25 protein-coding genes are annotated in these 24,306 nt (G+C 72.4%); 10 read left to right on the forward strand and 15 right to left on the reverse strand.

Annotated features, from left to right (window positions below; translation table 11 throughout):
• Nucleotides 1–173: 173 nt before the first annotated feature.
• A complete protein-coding gene (locus tag BX286_RS09985) occupies nt 174–1,676 on the reverse strand; it encodes a hypothetical protein (protein WP_100863879.1) in 1,503 nt (500 codons plus the stop codon).
• A 366-nt stretch (nt 1,677–2,042) separates the two neighbouring features.
• Between BX286_RS09985 and BX286_RS09990 the strand changes: the two genes are divergently transcribed.
• The 4 genes from BX286_RS09990 (at nt 2,043) to BX286_RS10005 (ending at nt 5,555) form a co-directional block, all read left to right on the forward strand.
• Nucleotides 2,043–3,884 carry an endonuclease/exonuclease/phosphatase family protein gene (locus BX286_RS09990; protein WP_079425654.1) on the forward strand — a complete coding sequence of 614 codons (1,842 nt, stop codon included), beginning with the start codon at nt 2,043–2,045 and terminating at the stop codon, nt 3,882–3,884.
• A gap of 60 nt (nt 3,885–3,944) precedes the next feature.
• Nucleotides 3,945–4,394: a GNAT family N-acetyltransferase gene (locus BX286_RS09995; RefSeq protein WP_100863878.1), complete on the forward strand. Its 450-nt coding sequence runs from the start codon at nt 3,945–3,947 to the stop codon at nt 4,392–4,394.
• 159 nt (nt 4,395–4,553) lie between these two features.
• A complete protein-coding gene (locus BX286_RS10000; protein ID WP_079425657.1) occupies nt 4,554–4,808 on the forward strand; it encodes a hypothetical protein in 255 nt (84 codons plus the stop codon).
• 189 nt (nt 4,809–4,997) lie between these two features.
• Nucleotides 4,998–5,555 (forward strand): RICIN domain-containing protein, encoded by a 558-nt coding sequence (locus BX286_RS10005; RefSeq protein ID WP_079425659.1) that lies wholly within the window; start codon nt 4,998–5,000, stop codon nt 5,553–5,555.
• Nucleotides 5,556–5,638: 83 nt separating this feature from the next.
• On the opposite strand, the gene dapD is transcribed toward BX286_RS10005, so the two are convergent.
• Nucleotides 5,639–6,619: a 2,3,4,5-tetrahydropyridine-2,6-dicarboxylate N-succinyltransferase gene (dapD, locus tag BX286_RS10010; RefSeq protein ID WP_079425661.1), complete on the reverse strand. Its 981-nt coding sequence runs from the start codon at nt 6,617–6,619 to the stop codon at nt 5,639–5,641.
• Nucleotides 6,620–6,662: 43 nt separating this feature from the next.
• On the reverse strand, nt 6,663–7,919 hold the full coding sequence (locus tag BX286_RS10015) for an MFS transporter (RefSeq protein WP_398898878.1): 1,257 nt from the start codon (nt 7,917–7,919) through the stop codon (nt 6,663–6,665).
• 95 nt (nt 7,920–8,014) lie between these two features.
• Here BX286_RS10015 and BX286_RS10020 point away from each other — a divergent pair, with 95 nt between their 5' ends.
• A complete protein-coding gene (locus BX286_RS10020) occupies nt 8,015–8,890 on the forward strand; it encodes a winged helix-turn-helix transcriptional regulator (protein ID WP_079425665.1) in 876 nt (291 codons plus the stop codon).
• Between the two features lie 51 nt (nt 8,891–8,941).
• Here BX286_RS10020 and BX286_RS10025 read toward each other — a convergent pair whose 3' ends face one another.
• Both BX286_RS10025 and BX286_RS10030 read right to left on the reverse strand, forming a co-directional pair.
• The gene (locus BX286_RS10025; RefSeq protein ID WP_079425667.1) at nt 8,942–9,475 is read right to left on the reverse strand and encodes a TetR/AcrR family transcriptional regulator; all 534 of its coding nucleotides are present in this window, start codon (nt 9,473–9,475) and stop codon (nt 8,942–8,944) included.
• Complete coding sequence (locus BX286_RS10030; RefSeq protein ID WP_079425669.1) at nt 9,475–9,798, reverse strand: multidrug efflux SMR transporter; 324 nt, start codon at nt 9,796–9,798, stop codon at nt 9,475–9,477. Before BX286_RS10030 ends, BX286_RS10025 begins: the two co-directional genes overlap by 1 nt.
• 107 nt (nt 9,799–9,905) lie before the next feature.
• Between BX286_RS10030 and BX286_RS10035 the strand changes: the two genes are divergently transcribed.
• Nucleotides 9,906–10,751, forward strand: a complete 846-nt coding sequence (locus BX286_RS10035) for a hypothetical protein (protein WP_079425670.1) — start codon at nt 9,906–9,908, stop codon at nt 10,749–10,751.
• A gap of 7 nt (nt 10,752–10,758) precedes the next feature.
• Here the strand turns inward: BX286_RS10035 and BX286_RS10040 are convergent, their stop codons facing one another.
• From BX286_RS10040 to BX286_RS10080, 9 genes are all read right to left on the reverse strand, one after another.
• A complete protein-coding gene (locus tag BX286_RS10040) occupies nt 10,759–12,066 on the reverse strand; it encodes a DUF3616 domain-containing protein (RefSeq protein ID WP_107502388.1) in 1,308 nt (435 codons plus the stop codon).
• 224 nt (nt 12,067–12,290) lie between these two features.
• Complete coding sequence (locus BX286_RS10045; RefSeq protein ID WP_007263433.1) at nt 12,291–12,635, reverse strand: metal-sulfur cluster assembly factor; 345 nt, start codon at nt 12,633–12,635, stop codon at nt 12,291–12,293.
• The gene (sufU, locus tag BX286_RS10050) at nt 12,632–13,093 is read right to left on the reverse strand and encodes a Fe-S cluster assembly sulfur transfer protein SufU (RefSeq protein WP_100863872.1); all 462 of its coding nucleotides are present in this window, start codon (nt 13,091–13,093) and stop codon (nt 12,632–12,634) included. Before sufU ends, BX286_RS10045 begins: the two co-directional genes overlap by 4 nt.
• Before the next feature lie 25 nt (nt 13,094–13,118).
• Entirely contained in the window at nt 13,119–14,375 is a 1,257-nt protein-coding gene (locus BX286_RS10055; RefSeq protein ID WP_079425674.1) for a cysteine desulfurase, read from the reverse strand.
• A complete protein-coding gene (sufC, locus tag BX286_RS10060) occupies nt 14,372–15,136 on the reverse strand; it encodes a Fe-S cluster assembly ATPase SufC (protein ID WP_079425676.1) in 765 nt (254 codons plus the stop codon). The genes BX286_RS10055 and sufC overlap by 4 nt, the downstream gene beginning before the upstream one ends.
• A 7-nt stretch (nt 15,137–15,143) precedes the next feature.
• Entirely contained in the window at nt 15,144–15,461 is a 318-nt protein-coding gene (locus BX286_RS10065; protein ID WP_042820167.1) for a bifunctional 3-phenylpropionate/cinnamic acid dioxygenase ferredoxin subunit, read from the reverse strand.
• Nucleotides 15,461–16,639, reverse strand: a complete 1,179-nt coding sequence (sufD, locus tag BX286_RS10070) for a Fe-S cluster assembly protein SufD (RefSeq protein WP_079425678.1) — start codon at nt 16,637–16,639, stop codon at nt 15,461–15,463. The genes BX286_RS10065 and sufD overlap by 1 nt, the downstream gene beginning before the upstream one ends.
• 63 nt (nt 16,640–16,702) lie before the next feature.
• The gene (gene sufB, locus BX286_RS10075) at nt 16,703–18,118 is read right to left on the reverse strand and encodes a Fe-S cluster assembly protein SufB (RefSeq protein ID WP_079425679.1); all 1,416 of its coding nucleotides are present in this window, start codon (nt 18,116–18,118) and stop codon (nt 16,703–16,705) included.
• Nucleotides 18,115–18,870, reverse strand: a complete 756-nt coding sequence (locus BX286_RS10080) for a metalloregulator ArsR/SmtB family transcription factor (RefSeq protein ID WP_079425681.1) — start codon at nt 18,868–18,870, stop codon at nt 18,115–18,117. Before BX286_RS10080 ends, sufB begins: the two co-directional genes overlap by 4 nt.
• 210 nt (nt 18,871–19,080) lie before the next feature.
• Here BX286_RS10080 and BX286_RS10085 point away from each other — a divergent pair, with 210 nt between their 5' ends.
• The 4 genes from BX286_RS10085 to BX286_RS10100 all read left to right on the forward strand — a co-directional run bounded on the left by BX286_RS10085 (nt 19,081) and on the right by BX286_RS10100 (nt 23,060).
• Nucleotides 19,081–20,007, forward strand: coding sequence for an ABC transporter ATP-binding protein (locus tag BX286_RS10085; RefSeq protein WP_079425683.1), 927 nt, complete (start codon nt 19,081–19,083; stop codon nt 20,005–20,007).
• Nucleotides 20,004–20,786, forward strand: a complete 783-nt coding sequence (locus BX286_RS10090; protein WP_121014873.1) for an ABC transporter permease — start codon at nt 20,004–20,006, stop codon at nt 20,784–20,786. Before BX286_RS10085 ends, BX286_RS10090 begins: the two co-directional genes overlap by 4 nt.
• 143 nt (nt 20,787–20,929) lie before the next feature.
• A complete protein-coding gene (locus BX286_RS10095) occupies nt 20,930–22,066 on the forward strand; it encodes a hypothetical protein (protein ID WP_079425687.1) in 1,137 nt (378 codons plus the stop codon).
• Between the two features lie 4 nt (nt 22,067–22,070).
• Complete coding sequence (locus BX286_RS10100) at nt 22,071–23,060, forward strand: heme A synthase (RefSeq protein WP_185117259.1); 990 nt, start codon at nt 22,071–22,073, stop codon at nt 23,058–23,060.
• Nucleotides 23,061–23,095: 35 nt separating this feature from the next.
• On the opposite strand, the gene BX286_RS10105 is transcribed toward BX286_RS10100, so the two are convergent.
• The gene (locus BX286_RS10105; RefSeq protein WP_121014874.1) at nt 23,096–24,214 is read right to left on the reverse strand and encodes an amidohydrolase; all 1,119 of its coding nucleotides are present in this window, start codon (nt 24,212–24,214) and stop codon (nt 23,096–23,098) included.
• Between the last annotated feature and the right edge of the window lie 92 nt (nt 24,215–24,306).

Here is a 24,306-nt window from a genome sequence, read left to right on the forward strand (position 1 = left end):
ACGTGAACGGCGGCTGAACTACCCGCGAACGCGGACCGGCCCCTTGCCGCCGGCCGGAATGGCGAACTCCGGCCAGAGGAAAGGCTTGTTGCGGCCCCCGCCCAGGCCCGCCGCCCGGCGCTCGTCCCTCCTCCGCCCGGCCTCCCCCGGGCCTGCACCCGGCCCGTCCCGGGTCAGGACCGGCGGGACCGGGCCTTGAACGCGGCCTTCCGGGCCTCCTTCGCGGCCTTCTTGTCCGGATGCAGCCGCCCCACGGCCTCCAGCACGTGGGCCGTCGCGGGGTGCTCGACCCGCCACACCTGGTCGAAGAAGCCGGCATGGTGCTCCGTCAGGCTCCGCATCAGCAGGGGCAGCTCCTCGGTCTCCCCGTCGGCGGCGAGCTGCGCCGCGATGGTGTCCACCGTCAGCCAGAACACCATCTCCTGGTCCGGGGCCGGCACGTCCGCCGCCCCGTGCTCCGCCAGCCAGACCCGGGCCAGGCCGCCCAGCTGCGCGTCGTCCAGCACGGCCCGCACCGCCGGTTCGGCCTCCGGCCCGGCGGGGATGAGGGCCTGCTGGCAGCGCAGCCGGCGCAGCGGCGCGGCCTCGTCGTCGCCGCGGGCGGCGGCCAGCAGTTCGGCGGCGGCCTCGGGCAGGTCCCGCCCGGCCAGCCACTGTTCGATCTCGGCCTGCGCGGCGTCCTCGGGGTAGTAGGACACGGCGTCGAGCAGCGCGTCGGCCCCCTTGCCCGCCAGCTCCCCGATGGCGGGAGCCTCGACCCCGGCCTCCAGCATGCGGGCGCGGATCCCGTACAGCCCGAGCGGGGTCAGGCGGACCATCCCGTAGCGGGTGATGTCCTCTTCCTCCTCCGCCCTGCTCGGGCCGCCGGCGTCGGCGAGGTCGTCGGCGAGGTCGTCGGCCTCCGCCATCAGGGCCTCGTCGACGGGCTGGTAGTCGACCAGCCCGATCGGCTCCAGCTGCCGGAACTGGTCGTCCAGACGCATCATCGCGTCCGAGACCTGCTCCAGGACGGCGTCGGACGGCTCCCCCATGTCGTCCGACATGATCATCGAGGCGGCGAGCACGGGCAGCGGCACCCGGCCGTCAGCCGGGGCGCCCTCGGAGACGCTGAGCAGGTAGAGGCTGGCGAGCACCCCGTCGAGGAAGTCCGCCTCGCGCTGCGGGTTCCAGTCGAGCCGGTCGAAGTCGATGTCGCCGCCCGCGTCCATGGCGTCGACCAGGTCGTCCAGGTCGGGCACGGCGGCGTCCGCGAGGACCGTGTCCAGGGCCGCCAGCCACAGGTCGAGCACGTCGGCGGGTGCGCCTGTGGCCAGCAGCGGGAGGTCCTCGCCGGGGGCGGCCGTGCCGTACTCGGGTTCGGCGCCGTCCGCGCCGTCCCCGCCGTCCTCCTCCGGCTCCGTCACGTCGACCAGGCCGGTGTCCACGGCCACCCGCCAGGCCTGGCTCGCGTGGGCCGGGGAGTCCTCGTCGGCGGGATCGAGGCCGAGCACCTCGGCGGCCGCCGGCAGCTGGTCGGCGACGAGTTCGCCGCCCACGTCGACGCGGGTGCCGGGTCCGGCCCAGCGGGCCAGGCGTACGGCTCGGGCGAACAGCGGGGCGACGAGGGCGTCGCGGGCCAGCTCCGCATCGGAGTGCAGCCGTACCGGCGGCAGCGTGGAGTGCGGCTCTGCGGACATGGGGTGGTTCTCCTCGGACGGGCGCGCGCGGGACGGGCGGGGCGAATCAGGACGGAGCGAATTGGACGGAGTGGAACGGAACGGAACGGACGAGCGGAACGGACGAGCGGAACGGAGCGGAACGCAACCGCAGTGGCCGGAGGCGGTCACGGAAGGACCGTCAGACCGGGTGCGGCGACCCAGCGTAGACGCATCCGCAGCTCCCCCGGCGGAGCGGAACCGTCAGTTCATCCCACAGTCAGCTGTCGTATTTCCTGGAGACCTTGACAACTTTGCTGGTCACGCAGGACATTGACGCGCGTAGACGTTAAGGGACCGTCAAATCCCACCCCCCGCTTCTTCCTCCACACACCGGAGTTCCCTCACATGCGCTCATCGCATCCTCGTTCCGCCGCCGTCGCCGCCCTCGTCGCCGCCGCGCTGGCCTCCGGCCTGCTCGCGGGCACGGCCGACGCGGCCGAAGGCGCCGTGTCCGCCGATCCGGTACGCATCCACGACATCCAGGGCACCACCCGGATATCGCCGCTCAACGGCAAGGCCGTCGCCGACGTGCAGGGCATCGTCACGGGAGTGCGCACCTACGGCTCGCGCGGTTTCTGGATCCAGGACCCCGACGCCGACGACAACCCCGCCACCAGCGAGGGCGTCTTCGTCTTCACCGGCTCCGTCCCGACCGTGGCCGTCGGCGACGCCGTCAAGGTCTCGGGCACGGTCGGGGAGTACGTCCCCGGCGGGGCCTCCTCCGGCAACCAGTCGGTCACCCAGATCGCCAAGCCCACCGTGACCGTGCTCTCCTCCGGCAACGCGCTGCCCGAGGCCACCGCCATCGACGAGTACTCCGTCCCGGCGGAGTACGCCCCGGCGGGCGACCCGGCCGCCGCCGGCAGCATCAACGGCCTGGCGCTGGAGCCCTCGCGCTACGCCCTGGACTACTACGAGTCCCTGGAGGGCATGAACGTCCGCATAGGCAACTCGCGCGTGGTCGGCGCCACCGACCCGCACGCGGAGATGTGGGTGACGGTCAAGGGCTGGGAGAACACCCTCAAGCGCGGCGGCACGCTCTACGGCTCGTACGAGTCCCAGAACACCGGCCGCCTCCAGGTCCAGCAGCTCGCGCCGCTCGCGCAGCAGCCGTTCCCGGTGGCCAACGTCGGCGACAGGCTGACCGGCACCACCGAGGGCCCCCTGGACTTCAACCAGTTCGGCGGCTACACCCTGGTGGCCCGCACGCTCGGCACGGTCAAGGCGGGCACCCTCGCCCCCGAGAAGACCAAGGCCCAGCAGCCGGGCGAGCTCGCGGTGGCCACGTACAACGTGGAGAACCTCGACCCGTCCGACCCGCAGGAGAAGTTCGACAACCTGGCCAAGGCGGTCGTCCAGAACCTGGCCTCGCCCGACATCGTGGCCCTGGAGGAGATCCAGGACGACAACGGCGCCAAGAACGACGGGACCGTCTCGGCCGAGGAGACCATCAAGAAGTTCACCGCGGCCATCGTCGCGGCGGGCGGCCCGGCCTACCAGTGGCGGTCCATCAGCCCGGAGAACAACAAGGACGGCGGCGAGCCCGGCGGCAACATCCGCCAGGTGTTCCTCTTCAACCCCGCCCGGGTCTCCTTCACCGACCGCGCGGCGGGCGACGCGCTGACCGCGACCGGCGTGACGAAGGAGAACGGCAAGGCCGCCCTGACCCACTCCCCCGGCCGGATCGACCCGGCGAACCCGGCGTGGGCCGACAGCCGCAAGCCGCTGGCCGGCGAGTTCGTCTTCCGCGGCCGCACGGTCTTCGTGATCGCCAACCACTTCAGCTCCAAGGGCGGCGACGAGGGCCTGACCTCGCAGCACCAGCCTCCGGTGCGCTCGTCCGAGGCCAAGCGGCTGCTCCAGGCGCAGGCGGTGAACACCTTCGTCAAGCAGATCCTCGCGACCGACAAGAACGCGGACGTCCTCGCCCTCGGCGACATCAACGACTTCGAGTTCTCGAACACGGCGAAGGCGCTGGAGGACGGCGGGGCCCTGTTCTCGGCGATCAAGTCGCTGCCGAAGGCGGAACGTTACTCCTACGTCTACCAGGGCAACGCGCAGGTGCTGGACCAGATCCTGGTCAGCCCGGCGGTCAAGAACTACGCGTACGACAGTGTGCACATCAACGCCGAGTTCTCGGCCCAGAACAGCGACCACGACCCGCAGGTGCTGCGCTTCCGCCCGTAACACCCGCGAGGAGGGGCCCGGCCGCCGCCACGGCCGGGCCCCTCTGCCACACTCCGGCCCATGATCTTCCGTACCGCCACCCGCCAGGACCTGCCCGCCGTACTCGCCCTGCTGGCCGACGAGGGGCGGGTCACCGATCCGGCCTCGGTCACGGTCGGCGAGGCGCACGAGCGGGCCTTCGCCGCCATCGAAGCGGACCCGCGCAACGAGGTGCTGGTCCTGACGGACGGGGAGGCGGTCCTCGGCTGCCTCCAGCTGACGTACGTCCCGGGTCTGGGCCAGGGCGGCCGGGAGCGGGCACTGGTGGAGGCCGTACGCATCCGCGCCGACCGGCGCGGCGGGGGCCTGGGCGCGGAGCTGATGCAGCTGGCCGCGGAGCGGGCCCGCGCACGCGGCTGCGCCCTGGTCCAGCTGACCAGCAACAAGAGGCGCGCGGACGCGCACCGCTTCTACGAACGGCTCGGCTACGCCCGCAGCCACGAGGGCTTCAAGCTGCGCCTGGAGCCCTGAGCGGACCCCTGCCCGGGGGGCCCGGGAGGTTGGGGGCTTTCGGCCCTGGCGTGACGCTGGACACACCGCTGCCCATATCGGCCGGTTGTGGTGTTGAGTGTCCCTCACGCCCGATCTTGTCCCTGTTGTACGTTGCACCGCCCGCATCCTGGAGGCCGTGTGTTCCCCTCCATCTCCCCCGCCCAGGAAATCGGCCTCGCCGTCCTGTTCGTGGCCGCCCTCGTCTGGGTGCTCGGCCTGAGCCACATGCTGTGGGACATCCGCTTCCACCACCCGGAGCCGGACGCCTACGAGGGCCTGCCGGTCATCCCGTCCCAGCGCACGGCGGCCACGCACCCGATGGAATCGGTGGAGCTGACGCCGGCGGAGCAGCAGGCGTTCGCCGGGCTGGTGCGTTCCTTCCCGCAGGGCTGAACACCGGGCCGGACCCTCGGTTGCGGCCCCGGTCGGCTACGCCGATAGTGGGAGGGGAGGCCGCACCGTGACGGGCAGCCCGCCGGCGGCCCGCCCCCGCGGCGCCGGAGCGAGCGTGGAGCCGACCGCCGTTCATGCGCCCCCGCCCCCTTTTCCCATCTCCTCCCCCGTGCTGGAGGGAGCATCCCCATGCGCAAGAACACTCGGGCACGCCGTTTCCTGACGTCCTCCGCCGTCTGCGCCGCCGGAGGACTCATGCTGCTGCCCGCTCCCGCGATGGCGCGGCCGGCGGCGGCCGGCACGCCGGCAGGGCCGATACAAGGCATCTTCCAGATCGTCAACCGGCAGACCGACAAGTGCGCCACCGTCGCGGGCGGGACCTCGATCGACAACAACGTGCCGCTCGTGCAGTTCACCTGCGACGCGGACCGCTCGCGCCGCTGGCTCATCACCAACTGGGACGGCGAGTCGTACCAGATCGTCAACCGGAAGACGGCCAAGTGCATGACCGTCGCGGGCGGGACGTCCACCGAGAACAACCTGAAGCTGGTCCAGTTCGACTGCGACTCGGACCCCTCGCGCCGCTGGCGCCTCGCCAACTGGGACGGAGCGTCCTACCAGATCGTCAACCAGCAGACCGACAAGTGCGCCACCGTCGCCGGGGGCACCGCGAGCGACAACAACCGCGAGCTCGTCCAGTTCACCTGCGACAGCCACCCCTCACGCCGCTGGACCCTGCAGCCCTGACGGCGGACGGACGCACGAGTGCCCTCCCGGCGGACCGGGAGGGCACTCGGCGCTGACGGACGGGGCCGCGAGACCCCGGCGGATCAGTTGTGGCTGTGCAGGACCTCGTTGAGGCCGCCCCAGTTCGCCTTGTACGGGCGGGCCTCGACGGCGCCGGTGACCGAGTTGCGGCGGAAGAGGATGTTGTCGGCGCCGGAGAGCTCCAGGGCCTTGACGATCTGGCCGTCCGGGAGGGTCACCCGGGTGCCGGCGGTGACGTAGAGGCCGGCCTCGACCACGCACTCGTTGCCCAGCGCGATGCCGATGCCCGCCTCGGCGCCGATCAGGGTGCGCTCGCCGATCGAGATGATCTGCTTGCCGCCGCCCGAGAGGGTGCCCATGGTGGACGCGCCGCCGCCGATGTCGGAGCCGTCGCCGACGACGACGCCCGCCGAGATGCGGCCCTCGACCATGGAGGTGCCCAGGGTGCCGGCGTTGAAGTTGACGAAGCCCTCGTGCATCACGGTGGTGCCCTCGGCGAGGTGCGCGCCAAGGCGGACGCGGTCGGCGTCGGCGATGCGCACGCCCTTGGGGGCGACGTAGTCGGTCATGCGGGGGAACTTGTCGATCGAGGTGACCTGGAGGTGCAGGCCCTCGGCGCGCGCGTTCAGCCGGACGGTCTCGACCTGGTCGACGGGGACCGGGCCCAGCGAGGTCCAGGCCACGTTGGCCAGGAGGCCGAAGACGCCGTCCAGGTTCTGGCCGTGCGGCTTGACCAGGCGGTGGCTGAGCAGGTGCAGGCGCAGGTACGCGTCGTGCGCGTCGAGCGGCTTGTCCTCGAGGGAGGCGATCACGGTGCGGACGGCTACGACCTCGACCCCGCGGACCGCGTCCGAGCGGACGGCCTTGGCCGCGGCGGCGCCGAGGAGCTCCACGGCCTGCTCGGCGGTGAGGCGCTCGGTGCCGGCCGGGCCGGGCTCGGCGGAGAGCTCGGGGGCGGGGAACCAGGTGTCGAGGACGGTGCCGTCGGCGGCGAGGGTGGCAAGTCCGGCGGCGACGGCGCCGGTGGTACGCGTAGCAGTCATGCCCGAAACCTAACCGGCGACGGGCCGCGGCCGCGAACCGGTCTCATGTGCCGGGCGAGGTTCGTGTCGTGGCCGGCGCTGCGGACACGCCCCGGGGGTCCTCCCCGGCGGCCGCCGGGGAGGACCGTCCCTGGCGCGCCGAGAGCCGGATCAAGGTCACCCCCGCCCCGGCGGCGAGCGCCGCGCACAGCGGCCAGAGCAGCCAGGGGGCCGCCGCGTACAGGGCGCCGCCGGCCGGCGGGGCGAGGACGGTCCCGCTGACCGAGACGCCGGCGTACAGGCTCTGGAACCGCCCGACGGCGTGGGCGGGGGCCTGGTCGGCGACGTAGGCGGTGGCGGTGGTCTTGTAGAGGATCTCGCCGAGGCTGACCAGCACCATCATGGCGGCAGCGGTCACCGCGCCCGCACCGGCCACCAGCGCCGCGTACCCGGCGCCGACCAGGACCAGCCCGGTGCCGGTGACCGCGAGCGGCGGCCGGGCCCGCAGGGCGACGGCGGCGGGCAGTTCCAGCAGCAGGATCACGGCCCCGTTGAGGGCGATGACCAGCCCGAAGGCGCGTACGTCGAGGCCGTGGTCGGCGAGGAAGACCGGGAAGGTGAAGTACTGCTGCCGGTAGACGGTGTCCGTGACGAGGATCGCGCCGAGCAGCACCAGGACGGCGGGCCTCGCCCGCAGTGCGGCCCACACCCCGCCGCGGCCGCGGGCCTCGTCCGGGGCCGCGGCGGGGGTGCGGGAGGCGCCGCGCGCCGGGACGACGCGGGCGGTCCAGAGGGCGAAGAACAGGGTGCCGAGGCCGTCGCCGAGGAAGAGCCAGTCGTACGAGAGCCCGGCCGCGACCAGGGCCCCCAGCGGCGGGCCGAGGGTGAAGCCGCCGTTGGACACGCACCGCACGACGGCGTAGGCCTGCCGGCGGGCCCCCTCGGGGACGGTGACGGCCACCAGCGCGGAGTTGGCCGCCCGCACCACCCCGGAGGCGTATTGGGCCAGCGGCAGGGCGGCGTACAGCAGCGGCGTCGCCAGCAGCGGGAGGGCCATCAGGACGAGCCCGCCGAGGGCGGAGGCGGCGAGCAGCACCCGGCGGTGGCCGAAGCGGTCGCCGTACCAGCCGCCGGTGAAGTTCCCCGCCACCAAGCCGATGCCGCCGATGCCGGTGACCACGCCGGCCTGGGCGGCGCCGAGGCCGCGCGGGCCGGTCAGGTAGAGGAAGACGAAGACGAAGGTGAAGCTGACGACGGCGTTGACGAACACCCCCGCAGCCAGCAGCCACACAACCCTCGGTACGTCCTTGAACCCCTGCAGCACACCCGTGTCCCCCTTGTCGCGACCAGTCAGTTCCTTTTGGGAACGGACTATGTCAGCATGACAGCCTGGGGTCAACGGACAAAGGAGTTCCCATGGCCCAGCGCACGCACCTCGGTGACGCGGACTGCTCCATCGCCCAGGCCCTCGACGTCGTGGGCGACTGGTGGACGCTGCTGATCGTGCGCGACACCGCGCGCGGGCTGTACCGCTTCGAGGAGCTCCAGCGGGAGCTAGGGGTGTCCCGGAAGGTGCTCGCCGAGCGGCTGAAGCTGCTGGTCGAGGCCGGGGTGCTGACGCGCGAGCCGTACCAGGAGCGCCCGGTGCGGCACGAGTACCGGCTGACCCCGCGCGGGCGGGGGCTGCTGCCGGTCCTGGTGGCCCTCCAGGACTGGGGTGACACCTGGGTCCTGGGAGAGGGAGAGATGACCGCCACGACCGACGAGTCCTCGAAGGAGGCGGCACGGGTCCACGCGCTGCGCGGCACCCGGCTGCCGGAGCTGCTGCTGCCGGACCACGGCGGGGAGCTCCGCGACCCGGTGGCGGACACTCCGTTCACCGTCCTGTACTGCTTCCCCGGCGCGTACGCCCGCGCCGAGTCCTACCCGCCCGGCTGGGGCGGGATCCCGGGCGCGCGGGGCTGCACGCTGGAGTCGTGCACCTTCCGCGACCAGCTCGCGGAGTTCACCGCCGCCGGCGCCACCGTGCACGGGGTCTCGACTCAGCGGCCGGACGAGCAGCGGGAGTTCGCGGAGCAGGAGCGGCTGCGGTTCCCGCTGCTGTCGGACGCGGACCTGGGGCTGGTCACGGCCCTGCGGCTGCCGACGTTCCGCGCGGCGGGGGTGAGCCGGATCAAGCGGCTGACGCTGGTGGTGGACCGGGAGCGGATGGTGCGCGAGGTGTTCTATCCGGTCCGGGACATCGAGGCGAGCGTGTCCGCTGCGCTGGCGGCGGTTCGCTCCGCGGGGTAGCGGGGTCGGGGGCCGCCGGCGGGGCTGGATTTACGGGCGGCGGCGCCGCGTTCAGCCGGACAGCACCCGGGCCAGGATCCCGCGGGCGTACGGCTCCTCGTACGCCGCGCCCGTCAGGAGGACCTGGAGGCTGATGCCGTCCATCACCGCCACCAGGGCCCGCGCCGTGACCGGGTCGGTGTGGCCGGCCAGGGCCTCGGCCACCGCCTCGCACCACTCGGCGGCGACCGGCCGCAGTGCGGGCCGGCGCAGGGCCTCCAGGTAGAGCTCGTACTCCAGCTCCGCCCGGCCCCGGTCGGCGCCCAGCAGCTCCCCCAGCAGGCGGGCCAGCGCCCCGGCCAGGTCCTCGCCGGGGCGCAGCACCAGCGCGGGCGCGTACGCCTCGTTGGCCTGCCGCAGGGCCGCCACCAGCAGATCGTCCAGGGTCTTGAAGTGGTACGTGGTCGAGCCCAGCGGTACGTCCGCCTCCGCCGCCACGCTGCGGTGGCTCAGCCCGGCGATCCCCTTGGCCCCGACCACCCGGATCGCGGCGTCGATGATCCGTTGCCTGCGCCCGGGGTCGTACCGGCGCACCGGGGCGGCCATCAGTGGGTCGCCCCGCCCAGGTTGAGCAGGACCACCCCGCCGATGACCAGCGCGATCCCGCCGATCTTCGCGGCGGTGGCGGCCTCGCCCAGGAACACCATGCCGATCGCGGCGATGGCGGCGGTGCCGACCCCGGCCCAGATCGCGTACGCCGTGCCCACCGACATCGACTTGAGGGTCTGGGCGAGCAGGGTGAAGGCGATGGCGTAGCCCAGCAGGGTGCCCAGCGAGGGCCACAGCCTGGTGAAGCCCTCGCTGTACTTCATCGCGGTGGTTCCGGCGACCTCGGAAGCTATGGCCAGGGCAAGCAGTACGTACGGCATGCGTACGACTGTACGCATCGATGCGTACACATGTACACACGCAGCCCCCGGGACACCGGCCCGCATCGGAGCTACGGTGTCCCCACTCAGGGGACAGGGGGCCGCTCATGGCGATGCAGCAGGGGACCCACCGGGGCGGCGGCTGGCTGCCTCCCCACCGCCCGGGGCCGGGGGTCGTGCCCCTGCGCCCGCTGGGGACCTCGGACATCCTCGGCGGCGCCCTCGCCGCCCTGCGCCGCTACGGCGGCACGCTGTGCGGCGCGCTGCTGCTGGGGCAGCTGATGGCCGGGCTGCTGGTCACCGCGGCGGCCGGCGCGGCCACGCTGGCCTCGCTCAGCCCCGAGTCGGGCAGCCGGATCTTCGTGTGGACCCTGTTCCCGGCGGCGGGCCTGTTCCTGCTCTTCACCTGCGCGCTGGCCACCGCCCTGATCGCGGCCCTGCTGCGCCCGGCGGTGCTCGGCCGCCCCGTGACCGCGCCGGGGCTGCTGCGCGCCGCGCTGCCCCGCACCCCGGCGGTGCTCGGCGCCCAGCTGCTGGCCCTGCTGGCCGCGGCGGGACCCCTCGCGGCGCTGCTCGCGCTGGGGGTGCCGCCCCTGGCGGTGCTCCCCCTGCTCCCCGTCGCGCTGTGGCTCGGGGTGCTGGCCGCCCTGGCCCCGACCGCCGCCGGGTACGAGGGGCTCGGGCCGGTGGCGGCGCTGCGGCGCTCGGCGCACCTGGTGCGCGGCGCGTGGTGGCGGACCCTGGCCGTGACGGCCCCGGCGGTGGTGTTCACGGGTGCTGCGGCGTACGGGCTGCTGCTGTGGCTCGGGCTGCCGGGGGCCCTGTCGGCGCTGGTGCTGCTGCCGGCGTTCCCGCAGCTGCCGGCCGGACTGCTCTACGTGGACCGGCGGATCCGCCGCGAGCACCTCGCGGAGGCCCTGGCGACGGATCCGCGGCCGGCCGGGCCGGCCTGAGCGCGGGTCAGTTCAGCGTGAACCAGGCGGCGCGGGACTTCTTCCACTCCGGGTGCGTGAGGTCCTTGGCCTCGATGCCGTCCCCGTAGAGGTCGGCGGAGCCGTTGTCCGTGATCAGCTGGACGCGCGCGCCGGGCACCGACAGGTCCGGGACCTCGACGATGGCCTCCCAGCCGCCCGGGTCGGTGGTCGGCAGGTCGGCCCGCTTGACCGGGGCGTGGCCGGCGATCCCGTCCCACTGGTAGAGGGCGTACGGGTCGGAGTTGTCGTCGGCGGCCCAGGACCCGGCCAGGATCAGGTACTGGTCCTGCGCGTTCTTGCGGATGTCGCGGACGGACAGGCCGCCGAGGTCCAGTTCGACGGCGGAGCCGAGGACGGCCGCGGACCCGTTGGCGAGGACCTTGTCGAAGTTGGTGACGGGGACCAGGAGCGCCTTGCCGCCGGGCACCGCGGGGGCGAGCGGGGCGCGGAAGCCCACGTAGGCGGTGGTGGTCGAGCCGGGGGCGAACTCCAGGCCCTCCACGTTGAACCCGTCGATCTGCTTGGGCGCCTGGCCCGCCGCCGTGCCCGCCGCGAAGCCGTAGTGGTCGCCGTGCGCCTGGTCCCAGGCGACGAGGTCCTCGCGCAGGTGCTTGTACGAGCGCCCGTACGCGAGCTGCGTGGCCGGGCCGGAGCCGCTGACGGTGGTGGTGAACACGGTGTTGCGGGGGGCCTTGTACTCGCCGTCCTTGTTGTTGCCGAGCGATCCGGTCCAGTAGACGGTGTCGCCGATCCGGGTGGCGCCCTCGATGTCCACCTCCTTGGTGACGCCGAGCTGCGAGCTGAAGTCCCAGGTCCGCACGGGGGCGTCGGAGCGGGAACGGTCGTACAGGCGCAGCACGTTGCTCTCGTCGTCGGCGACCACGGTGAAGCCGCCGCCGACGTCCACGGCGGCCGAGGAGTCCGACGCGCCGCTGAAGTAGCGGGCGTCGGCCGGGTTCTGGACGGCGGCGGAGGCGGCGTAGGAGAGGGTCTTGGTGGCGGTCTTGCCGCCGAGCCCGGTGACCTTGACCGTCAGGTTGGTGTAGCCGCGGCCGTGGGCGGTGACGGCCAGCCGGCGCACGGCCCCGGTGCCGGTGACCGTGATGTCGCCGGTGCCGGCGACGGAGGCGTTGGTGGAGGCGGAAGCGCTGACGGTCAGGGCGGAGGCGTCGGCGCCGCTCTGCCCGACGGTGACGTTGACGGTCTGGTCGCCGACCCCGTTGACCGACCCCGACAGGTAGCCGGCGGACAGCGAGATGGTGGGGGTCCCGTAGGTGACCGCGTGCGCGGGCATGACCGTCGCGGCGACGATCAGTGCGGCGATTCCCGCGGTACTCGCGATACCGAGCTGCTTCTTCAAGGTGGCGATCCTCTCCCTCACGGCGGCGTCACACCGTGACGACCGTCGAGAAGATTCGGCCACGCCGGCCAACTTCCGGTGCACACCGTCCGTCCGCCGGAAGAACAGGGAGGGCCCCCGGCACGACCGTGCCGGGGGCCCTCCTGTGACCGCGCGGGTCAGACGTTGAAGCCGAGCGCGCGCAGCTGCTCACGGCCGTCGTCCGTGATCTTGTCCGGGCCCCACGGGGGCATCCAGACCCAGTTGATGCGCAGTTCGTTGACGATGCCCTCCGTCGCCGACTTCGCCTGGTCCTCGATGACGTCCGTCAGCGGGCAGGCCGCCGAGGTCAGGGTCATGTCGAGCGTGGCGATGTTCGCGTCGTCGATGTGGATGCCGTAGATCAGGCCCAGGTTGACGACGTCGATGCCCAGCTCGGGGTCGACCACGTCGTAGAGGGCCTCGCGGACCTCCTCCTCGGTGGCCGGCTTGATCGACGCCTCGGGCGTCGCGTTCTCGGTCATGCCGTCTTCCTCTCCGCGTCGCCCAGTACCTGGGCGGTCGCGTCCTTCCACGCCATCCAGCTCAGCAGAGCACACTTCACGCGCGCCGGATACTTGGAGACGCCGGCGAACGCGACCGCGTCCTCCAGCACCTCCTCCATCTCCTCGTCCGGCTCGATCTTGCCCTTGGACTGCATCAGCTCCAGGAACACGGCCTGGATCTTCTGCGCCTCGGTCAGCTGCTTGCCGACCAGCAGCTCGTTCAGCACGGACGCGCTGGCCTGGCTGATGGAGCAGCCCTGGCCCTCGTAGGAGACGTCGGTGAGCGTCTCCCCGTCGTACTTCACGCGCAGGGTGATCTCGTCGCCGCACGTCGGGTTGACGTGGTGCACCTCGGCGTCACCGTCGCGCAGGCCACGCCCGTGCGGGTGCTTGTAGTGGTCCAGGATCAGTTCCTGGTACATCGAATCCAGCTTCACAGCGTCCTCGTCCTCATCGCCTTCGTCAGCCGAAGAAGTTCCGTACGTGCTCCAGCCCGTCGATCAGCGCGTCGACATCGGCGGGAGAGGAGTACAGGTAGAAAGACGCCCGCGTGGTCGCCGGAATTCCGTAGCGCAGGCAGACCGGGCGCGCGCAGTGGTGTCCCACGCGGACCGCGATGCCCTGCTCGTCGAGGACCTGGCCCACGTCGTGCGGGTGGATGTCGCCGAGTACGAAGGAGATCGCGGCGCCGCGGTCCTCGGCCGTGGTGGGGCCGATGATCCGCAGGTCGGGCACCTCCTGGAGGCGCTTGACGGCGTACTCGGTGATCGCGTGCTCGTGCGCCGCGATCTTGTCCATGCCGATCGCGGTCAGGTAGTCCACGGCCGCGCCGAGGCCGACGGCCTGGGCGATCGGGGGCGTGCCCGCCTCGAACTTGTGGGGAGCCGGGGCGTACGTGGAGGAGTGCATCGAGACGGTCTCGATCATCTCGCCGCCGCCGAGGAACGGGGGCAGGTCCTCCAGGAGCTCCTGGCGGCCCCACAGGACGCCGATGCCGGTCGGGCCGCACATCTTGTGGCCGGTAAAGGCCACGAAGTCGGCACCCAGCGCCTGCACGTCCAGCGGCATGTGGGGAGCGGCCTGCGAGGCGTCGATCAGCACCAGCGCGCCGACCTCCTGCGCCCGCCGGACGATCGCGTCGACCGGGTTGACCGTGCCCAGGATGTTGGAGACCAGCGTGAAGGAGACGATCTTCGTCTTCTCCGTGATGACCTCTTCGATGTTGGACAGGTCGAGGCGGCCGTCGTCGGTGAGGCCGAACCACTTCAGCTTCGCGCCCGTGCGCTGCGCGAGCAGCTGCCACGGCACGATGTTGGAGTGGTGCTCCATCTCCGTGATGGCGATCTCGGTGTCGCGGTCGACCCGGTAGGGCTCGTCGGCCCAGCCGAGCATGTTCGCGACCAGGTTGAGCGACTCCGAGGCGTTCTTGGTGAAGATCACCTCGTCGCGGCTCGGCGCGTTGATGAAGGCGGCGACCTTGTCGCGGGCGCCCTCGTACAGCGCCGTGGCCTCCTCGGCGAGCACGTGCACGCCGCGGTGGACGTTGGCGTTGTGCTGCTCGTAGTACTCGTTCAGCGCGTCGAGCACCTGGCGCGGCTTCTGCGAAGTCGCCGCGTTGTCCAGGTAAACGATCTTCTTCCCGTCGTGGACCACACGATCCAGCAGGGGGAAGTCCTTGCGGATCGCCTCGATGTCGAGGAGGCCAGGCAGCTGTGTCACGCGGTCGCGCCACCCTTCACGTACTTGTCGTAGCCCTCGTTCTCCAGCTGGTCGGCGAGCTCGGCGCCGCCGGACTCGGCGATGCGGCCGTTCGCGAACACGTGCACGAAGTCGGGCTTGATGTAGCGCAGGATGCGCGTGTAGTGGGTGATCAGCAGGGTGCCGACCTCACCGGTCTCGCGGACGCGGTTGACGCCCTCGGAGACGATGCGCAGGGCGTCGACGTCGAGGCCGGAGTCGGTCTCGTCGAGGATCGCGATCTTCGGCTTGAGGAGCTCCAGCTGAAGGATCTCGTGGCGCTTCTTCTCACCGCCGGAGAAGCCCTCGTTGACGTTGCGCTCGGCGAAGGCCGGGTCCATCTGGAGCTGCTCCATGGCGGACTTGACCTCCTTCACCCAGGTGCGCAGCTTGGGGGCCTCGCCGCGGATGGCGGTGGCGGAGGTGCGCAGGAAGTTGGAGACCGAGACGCCGGGGACCTCGACCGGGTACTGCATGGCGAGGAAGACGCCGGCGCGGGCGCGCTCGTCGACGGACATCTCCAGGACGTCCTCGCCGTCGAGGGTCACGGTGCCACCGGTGATGGTGTACTTCGGGTGACCGGCGAGGGAGTACGCCAGAGTGGACTTGCCGGAGCCGTTGGGGCCCATGATGGCGTGCGTCTCACCCTGCTTGACCGTCAGGTCGACGCCCTTGAGGATCTCGCGGGCGCCGTTCTCGGCCTCGACGGTGACGTGCAGGTCGTGGATTTCAAGCGTTGCCATGGGTACCTCAGGACTCCTGGGTGAGGGAGACGAGCACGTCGTCCCCTTCGATCTTGACGGGGTAAACGGGGACGGGGCGCGTCGCGGGCAGACCGGAGGGCTTGCCGGTGCGCAGGTCGAAGGCCGACCCGTGCAGCCAGCACTCGATCATGCAGTCCTCGACCTCACCCTCCGAGAGCGAGACGTTCGCGTGCGAGCAGATGTCGTTGATCGCGAACACCTCCCCCTCGGTGGAGACGATGGACACCGGCGTGCCGTCGAGTTCCACCCGCTTGGGGGTGTTCTCCTCCAGCTCGCTCAGCGCACAGGCCTTGACGTACGTCATCAGACGGCCGCCGCCAGCTCGGCCTCGATCTTCGCGATCAGGCGCTCCTCGATGTCCTCGACACCGATCTGCTGGACGAGCTCGGCGAAGAAGCCGCGCACGACCAGGCGGCGGGCCTCGTCGGCCGGGATGCCGCGGGCCTGGAGGTAGAAGAGCTGTTCGTCGTCGAAGCGGCCGGTCGCCGAGGCGTGGCCGGCGCCGACGATCTCGCCCGTCTCGATCTCGAGGTTCGGCACCGAGTCGACGCGCGCGCCGTCCGTCAGGACGAGGTTGCGGTTCATCTCGTAGGTGTCGGTGCCCTCGGCGGACTTCTCGATGAGGACGTCGCCGATCCAGACCGCGTGGGCGTCCTGGCCCTGGAGCGCGCCCTTGTAGACCACGTTGGACTTGCAGTGCGGGGCGTCGTGGGTGACCAGGAGGCGGTGCTCCTGGTGCTGGCCGGCGTCCGTGAAGTACAGGCCGAGCATCTCGGCCTCGCCGCCGGGGCCCGCGTAGGTGACGCGCGGGTGCAGGCGGACGAGGTCGCCGCCGAAGGTCACGACGACGGACTTGAAGCTCGCGTCGCGGCCGATGAGGGCGTTGTGCTGCGAGGTGTGGACCGCGGTGTCGTCCCAGTCCTGGACGGACACGAAGGTCACCTTGGCGCCGTCGCCGACCAGGACGTCGACGTTGGCGGCGCGCACGCCGTCACCGGTGTGGTCGATCACGATGATCGCCTCGGAGAACGGCTTGATGTCGAAGACGGTGTGCCCGAAGGTCGTGCCGCCCTCACCGTGCAGGGCGACCCGGATGGGCTCGGCGAGCACGGTCTCCTTGGGCACGGTGACGACCGTGGCCTTGGCGAACGAGGAGAAGGCCTGGGCGGCGACGCGGTCGACGGGGGTGCCGGCCTTGCCGATCCGCTCGTCGTCGCGCTCGACGGACTCGACCGTGACGCCCTCGGGGGCGTCGATCTGGGCCTTCATGGTTCCGTTGGCGACCGCGGTGCCGTCGTGCAGGCCCTTGAGGCGGGCGAGCGGGGTGAACCGCCACTCCTCCTCGCGGCCGTGCGGGACCGGGAAGTCGGCCACGTCGAAGGACGGGGGCGCGCTCATCCGGGTGGCGACGGTGGACTCGGCGGCCACCGCGATCGCGCCGGCGGTGGTGGAGCCCGCCGGAATGTTCTGAGCCTCAGCCATGGCTGTCGTTCTGCTCTCTTCCTACGTCAAAGAATGTGCTGCGGGTGGACGGGGCGGCCGGGACTAACCGACCGAGCCCTCCATCTGCAGCTCGATCAGCCGGTTCAGCTCCAGCGCGTACTCCATCGGCAGCTCCTTGGCGATCGGCTCGACGAAGCCGCGCACGATCATCGCCATGGCCTCGAACTCGGTGAGGCCGCGCTGCATGAGGTAGAAGAGCTGGTCGTCGGAGACCTTGGAGACGGTGGCCTCGTGGCCCATCGTCACGTCGTCCTCGCGGACGTCGACGTAGGGGTAGGTGTCCGAGCGGGAGATGGTGTCGACCAGGAGCGCATCGCACAGCACGTTGGACTTGGAGCCGTGGGCGCCCTCGCCGATCTCGACGAGGCCTCGGTACGAGGTACGGCCGCCGCCCCGTGCCACCGACTTCGAGACGATGTTCGAGGAGGTGTTCGGCGCCATGTGGACCATCTTGGAGCCGGCGTCCTGGTGCTGGCCCTCGCCCGCGAAGGCGATGGACAGGGTCTCGCCCTTGGCGTGCTCGCCCATCAGGTAGACGGCCGGGTACTTCATGGTGACCTTGGAACCGATGTTGCCGTCGATCCACTCCATGGTCGCGCCCTCGTACGCCACGGCGCGCTTGGTGACCAGGTTGTAGACGTTGTTGGACCAGTTCTGGATGGTCGTGTAGCGGCAGCGGCCGCCCTTCTTGACGATGATCTCGACCACGGCGCTGTGCAGCGAGTCCGAGGAGTAGATCGGGGCGGTGCAGCCCTCGACGTAGTGGACGTAGGCGTCCTCGTCGACGATGATCAGCGTCCGCTCGAACTGGCCCATGTTCTCCGTGTTGATGCGGAAGTAGGCCTGGAGCGGGATGTCCACGTGGACACCCTTGGGGACGTAGATGAAGGAGCCGCCCGACCACACGGCGGTGTTCAGCGAGGCGAACTTGTTGTCGCCGACCGGGATGACCGTGCCGAAGTACTCCTGGAAGAGCTCCGGGTGCTCCTTGAGCGCGGTGTCGGTGTCGAGGAAGATGACGCCCTGCTGCTCCAGGTCCTCGCGGATCTGGTGGTAGACGACCTCGGACTCGTACTGGGCCGCGACACCGGCGACGAGGCGCTGCTTCTCCGCCTCCGGGATGCCGAGCTTGTCGTACGTGTTCTTGATGTCCTCCGGCAGGTCCTCCCAGGACTCGGCCTGCTTCTCGGTGGAACGCACGAAGTACTTGATGTTGTCGAAGTCGATGCCCGAGAGGTCCGAGCCCCACTTCGGCATGGGCTTCTTGTCGAACAGCTTGAGGCCCTTGAGGCGGAGGTTCAGCATCCACTCCGGCTCGGACTTCTTCGCCGAGATGTCGCGGACGACCTCCTCGGACAGACCCCGCTTGGCAGCGGCGCCGGCCGCGTCGGAGTCGGCCCAGCCGTATTCGTAGGTGCCCAGGCCATCGAGCTCAGGGTGAGCAGTCTCCGTGGTCATGCGGGGTTCCTCCCGGCCGTACTTGCAGATGCTGATGTGTCGGTCTGTGTGGCGCTTCGCGGAATGAACGTGGTGCACACCCCGTCGCCGTGGGCGATCGTGGCGAGGCGCTGCACATGCGTCCCGAGCAGGCGGGAGAAGACCTCGGTCTCCGCCTCGCAGAGCTGCGGGAACTGCTCGGCGACGTGTGCGACCGGGCAGTGGTGCTGACAGAGCTGTTCACCGCTGTGCGGACCGGGAGCGCTCTTCGCCGTAGCAGCGTACCCGTCCGCGGTCAACGCCTTCGCGAGGGCCTCGGTGCGGCCCTCGGGTGGGGCGGCCTCGACGGCTTCCCGGTAGGCCTCCGCCTGTGAGGCCATCCTCGCCCGGGCGAAGGCGGCGACGGCCGCCTCGCCCTTCTCCCCGCCGCCGACGGACTGCGCGATCCAGCGCAGGGCGTCCGCGGCGAGCGTGTCGTAGGACTGGTCGAAGGCGTCGCGCCCGCAGTCGGTGAGGGCGAAGACCTTGGCGGGCCGGCCCCGCGTGCGTGCGCCGTACACGCGCTGCTCACGGGCTGCGACCACGTCGTCGGCGACGAGCGTGTCGAGGTGGCGGCGGACGGCGGCCTGGGTGAGGCCGAGACGCTGCGCGAGGTCGGCGACGGTGGAGGGACCGTGGTCCAGGATGGACCTCGCGACCCGGTTGCGGGTTGACCGCTCTCCGGTCGCGAGCTCCCCCTGGGGGGCCTCGCTCGTCCGTTCGCCGTATTTCACAACGCCATTGTTGCGTAATTACCGGAGCCCCGACAAGCCGTGACGGACGCCACTGCTGGTGTCGTCCATCACTAAGGGTTACCTAATCTCTCCACGGAGAGTGATCGGAAGGGCCCGCCTCCGCCGCCCCTGGCCAGCGGCGATGCACGGGGCGGGGGAACCTTCCCCCGACGCCCGTGGGCGCCCCCGCCGCTCCGTAGACTCACCCGCATGAGCAACGACCCCGCCGTGGAAATCCGCGGACTGGTGAAACGGTACGGATCGAAGACGGCCGTCGACGGCCTGGACCTCACCGTCCCCGGGGGCGCGGTCACCGCCGTCCTCGGCCCCAACGGCGCGGGCAAGACCACCACGATCGAGACCTGCGAGGGCTACCGGCGCCCCGACGCAGGCACCGTCCGCGTCCTGGGCCTCGACCCCGTCGCCCGGGCGGAGGCCCTGCGCCCGCGGATCGGCGTGATGCTCCAGTCCGGCGGCGTCTACTCCGGTGCCCGCGCCGTCGAGATGCTGCGCCACATGGCGAAGCTGTACGCCGACCCGCTGGACGTCGACGCCCTGGTCGAACGCCTCGGCCTCGGCGGCTGCGGCCGCACCCCCTACCGCCGGCTCTCCGGAGGCCAGCAGCAGCGGCTCTCCCTGGCCATGGCCGTCGTCGGCCGCCCCGAGCTGGTCTTCCTGGACGAGCCCACCGCCGGCCTCGACCCGCAGGCCCGGCGCGCCACCTGGGACCTCGTACGGGAGCTGCGCGCCGACGGGGTCGCCGTCGTGCTCACCACCCACCACATGGACGAGGCCGAGCAGCTCGCCGACGAGGTGGCCGTCGTCGACGCCGGCCGGGTCATCGCCCACGGCAGCCCCGAGCAGCTGTGCCGCGGCGGCGCCGAGAACACCCTGCGCTTCTCCGGCCGCCCCTCCCTCGACCTCGCCTCCCTGCTCAAGGCCCTCCCGGACGGCACCCAGGCCGCCGAGCTCACCCCGGGCTCCTACCGGGTGACCGGCGACGTGGACCCGCAGCTGCTGGCCACCGTCACCTCCTGGTGCGCCCAGCACGGGGTGATGCCCAGCAGCCTCACGGTGGAACGGCACACCCTCGAGGACGTCTTCCTCGAACTGACCGGTAAGGAGCTGCGCGCATGAGCGCCGGTACGTTCACCCCCCGGCCGGGGGCCGCGCCGGTCTCCCGCATGATCTGGGCCCAGACCGCGCTGGAGACCCGGATGCTGCTGCGCAACGGGGAGCAGCTGCTGCTCACCGTGATCATCCCGGCGCTGCTGCTGACCCTGTTCTCCGTGGTCGACATCGTGACCGTGCCCGTTGAAGCGGGCGCGGGGCAGAAGTCCGTGGACTTCCTCGCGCCGGGCGTCCTGGCGCTGGCCGCGATGTCCACCGCCTTCACCGGCCAGGCCATCGCCACCGGCTTCGACCGCCGCTACGGCGTCCTCAAGCGGCTCGGGGCCTCCCCGCTGCCCCGCTGGGCGCTGATGGCCGCCAAGACGCTGTCGGTGCTGGTCACCGAGGTGCTCCAGATCGCCCTGCTGACGGTGATCGCCCTCGCGCTGGGCTGGTCCCCGCACGGGAACCCGCTCTCGGTGGCTGCCCTGGTCCTGCTGGGCACCGCCGCCTTCTCCGGGCTGGGCCTGCTGATGGCGGGCACCCTCAAGGCCGAGGTGACGCTGGCCGCCGCCAACCTGGTGTTCCTGCTGCTGCTGGTCGGCGGCGGGGTGATCGTGCCGCTGGAGAAGTTCCCCGGCGCGGTGCGCGACGTCCTCGGGCTGCTGCCCGTCTCGGCGCTGTCCGACGGGCTGCGCGAGGTGCTCCAGCACGGGGCCGCGGTCCCGCTGGGCGACGTGGCGGTCCTGGCCGGCTGGGCGGTCCTGGGGCTGGGCGCGGCCGCGAAGTGGTTCCGCTGGGAGTAGGGGCGCTGCCGGCGCCGGAGTGACGCGGCTCTCCGCCCGGCGATCCGTCCGGCGGGAGTGAATCACCGCCCCCGGTCGTTGGGCATGCGGGAGGCTGACCACCTCCACGGACAGCGGACGGGCGACGCCGGGGGACGACGGGCATGGGGCAGCGGGAGGCCGTACTACGGCTGGACGGGCAGTGGGCGCGGATCCGTTCGGGGGCCGCGCAGGCGGATCCCGGCGAGGCGGACCGGCTGCTCGGCGAGTTGATCGGGGCACTGCGCGAGCCCGCCCGGACCGACCCCGAGTGCGCGGCCCGGCTGGGGCTGCGCCTCGGCGACCTCGCCGGGCGCCGGTTCGCCGCCGGGGACCGGGCGGGGGCGCTGGCCGCCATCGAGGAGGGCCTGCGGCACGCGCAGCAGGCCGCGGGGCACGCGCCCGAGTACGCCCGGTGGTACGCCCGGGGGCTGATCAACCAGGGGGTCTGGCTGGCCTGGCCGCTGAGCGACCCGGCCCGGCTGCCCCGGCATCCGCTCGGCGAGGCCGCGGAGGAGGGCCCGACCGCCATGGAACGGGCGGCCGGCGAGCGCGCCCGTGACCTGACCCGGGCCGCCGTCGAGGTCTGGGCCGGGCTCGACCAGGACGACCCGGTCAACCGGCGCGGGCTCGCGCAGGCCAAGGTGTTCCTCGGGGACCGCCTGGCGGAGCTGGGCTTCGCCGCCGACGCGGTCGCCTGGGCGGTGGACGCCGAGGCCGGGTTCCGCCGGCTGCTGCTCGCCTCCCCCGGGCCCGAGGAGGCCCAGGAGGCGGAGGAGGCCCTGGACCACATCGGCCGCCAGCTGGAGCTGCGGCTGCGCTACCTGTCGTTCGACTCCCTGGCCGGGCTGCGGGCCGGCGGGCTGCTGCCCGAGCGGCTGCTGCCGCAGGCGGTGGTCGGCGCCCGGATCCAGGGCGCGTCCGAGGAGGACGTCGCCGCCCGGCTGGGGCTGGACGCCGAACAGGTCGCCACCATGCTGGAGGTCACCCCCTGGCGCGCGGTGTGGCGGGTCGAGGTACGCGGCGCCGACGGGCTGTGGAGCGTGGCGCCCGCCCCCTGGCGGGGCTCGGCACAGGTGCGGCAGCGCACAGCCGAGGAGGTGGGGACGGAGGTGGTACGGGGTTTCATGGCCTCCCCGCAGTACCCCGGCGACTCGGCCCTGTGGCGGGTGAGGGTGTGGTGGCACGAGGAGGGCGACCCGGCCGGGGCGAGGTTCCGCCTGGTCGTCGGGCCCGACGCACCCGCACCCACCCCCTCGTGAAAGTTTGCACAAGGCGGCGCATACGATAGGCGCCGTGTTGAACCCATTCGCATACCTCGCCGCCCGCTGGACCCCGTCACCCCGGATCGTCCAGCGTGCCGCCGCGATCGCGGTCCTGATGAGCGTGGTCATCGTCATCACCGGCGGTGCGGTGCGGCTGACCGGTTCCGGTCTCGGCTGCGACACCTGGCCCAAGTGCACGGACGACAGCCTGATCGTGACCGAGGCGCAGGGCTTCCACGGTGCCGTCGAGTTCGGCAACCGGATGCTCACGTACGTGCTCTGCGCCGCGGTCGGCGCCGTGATCCTCACGGCCCGCTCCGCCAAGCCCTGGCGGCGCTCGCTGACCAGGCTCGGCTGGACCCAGTTCGCCCTCGTCATGGGCAACGCCGTCCTCGGCGGCATCACCGTGCTGACGGGCCTCAACCCGTACAGCGTGGCCGGGCACTTCCTGCTGGCCACCACCCTGCTCGCGGTCACCACGATCACCTGGCAGCGCACCCGCGAGGGTGACGGCGCCCCCCGCCCGCGCGTGCCGGGCCCGGTGCGCAAGCTGTCGTGGGCGCTGATCGCCACCACCCTGGTGCTGATCGCGGCGGGCACCGTCGTGACCGGCTCCGGGCCGCACGCCGGCGACAAGAGCGAGATCAAGCGGATGCCGTTCGACTGGGCGGCCACCGCCCACGTCCACGCGATCGCCGCCTGGCTGGTGTGCGCGCTGGGCGTCGCGATGTGGCTGGTGCTGCGGGTGGTCGACGCGCCCGCCGACACCCGGGCGCGCGCCCGCGACCTGCTGGTCGTGCTGCTCGCCCAGGGCGCCATCGGCTACGTGCAGTTCTTCACCTCGCTGCCCGAGGCCCTGGTCGCCGCCCACATGCTCGGCTCCTGCCTGGTGTGGATCTCCGTGCTGCGCCTGGCCCTGAGCCTGCGCGAGCGCTCCGCCGGGCCCGCGCAGACCCCGGCCCGCGACGAGGCAGAGCTCTCGGCGGTCTGACCGCGGTCCGCACGGCCGGACCCGGGAGCACGGCTTCAGCACTCCGGGGGCGAAGCCGGCCCTGAAGGACGGTCCAGCCGGTAGACGCGGCGGGCGTTGCCCGCCGCGAGCATCCCCGCGACCCGGTCGGCGTCCCGCCAGGACCAGGCGCCGTCGGTCACCCAGCCGCCCAGCACCCGGCCCAGCGCCTCCCGGAAGACCAGGGCGCCGACCGCGTGCAGCTCGGGCAGGCCGCGGCCGCCGCTGGAGAACAGCAGCTTCCCGAAGGGCGCGAGCTCCAGCAGCTCGGCCAGTACGGCCGCCGCCCGCGCCCCCGTGCGCGCGAGGGCGGGCCCGAGGTCGGCGTGGACGTGCGGGTAGGCCGCCGCGAGCCGGGCCGTGTCCCGGTGGTGCGGATACCCCCCGAGCAGGACGAGCCGCGCCCCCAGGCCCGCCGTGGCCCGGGCGAACCCGGTCAGCGGCTCCGGCCCGGCCCCGCCGGTGTGCAGCTGGAGCGGCAGCCCGGAGGCCACCGCGCTCCACAGCAGGTGCCGCAGCAGCACGGGGTCCCGTACCGGTCCGCCCCTGCCCCGCGCGGCCAGCCACCGCCCGGCCGCCCCGCGCACCTCGCCCGGCCCGGGCGGCTCCGGGGCGGCGGCCAGGGCGGCCGCGTACCCGGCGTGGGGCCCGCAGCCGAAGGCCACGGCCCCGGTGGCGGCCTGGTGGACGGCTCCGGCGAGGTTGGCGAGGAAGGCGGCGACGGTCCCCGAGGTGTCGGCGGCCTGCTCGGCGAGCGGTTCCAGCCGGACCACCTCGAAGGCCTCGGCGTCCCCCGCCAGGGCCAGCTCCTTGGGCCCGGTAAGGTCACCGGGGAGTCCCGTGTCGACCAGGTAGGCGCCCACCCCGGAGCCCCGCAGCAGCCGCCGCGCGCTCTCGGCGCCCCCGAGCTCGCGCCGCCGGGCCAGGTAGCGGGCGGGCGCGCAGTGCGGCTCCAGGCCCAGCAGCGGCGGGCACCAGCGGCGCACGGCGAAGCCGGTCTGGGTGTCGAAGAAGGTGGTGCCGGCCGCGGGCGCGCCGGCCGGGTGGATCAGCTGGGCCTCGAAGGTGGCGAGCCCGAGGTCCGTGAGGAGCACTCCCTGGCAGTGCTGGTCCACCAGGGGCGGCGTTTCGATCATCCGGTCATCCCGTTGCGGACGTGGGGAAGCGGCTTCCACACGTCCTAACGGGTGAGCGGGGTATGAAGTATTGCCCCGGTCGTTGACAGGGT

Origin of the sequence: Streptomyces sp. 3211.6 (genome assembly GCF_003634815.1) — a bacterium.
In the GTDB taxonomy this organism is placed as follows: Bacteria; Actinomycetota; Actinomycetes; order Streptomycetales; family Streptomycetaceae; genus Streptomyces; species Streptomyces katrae_A.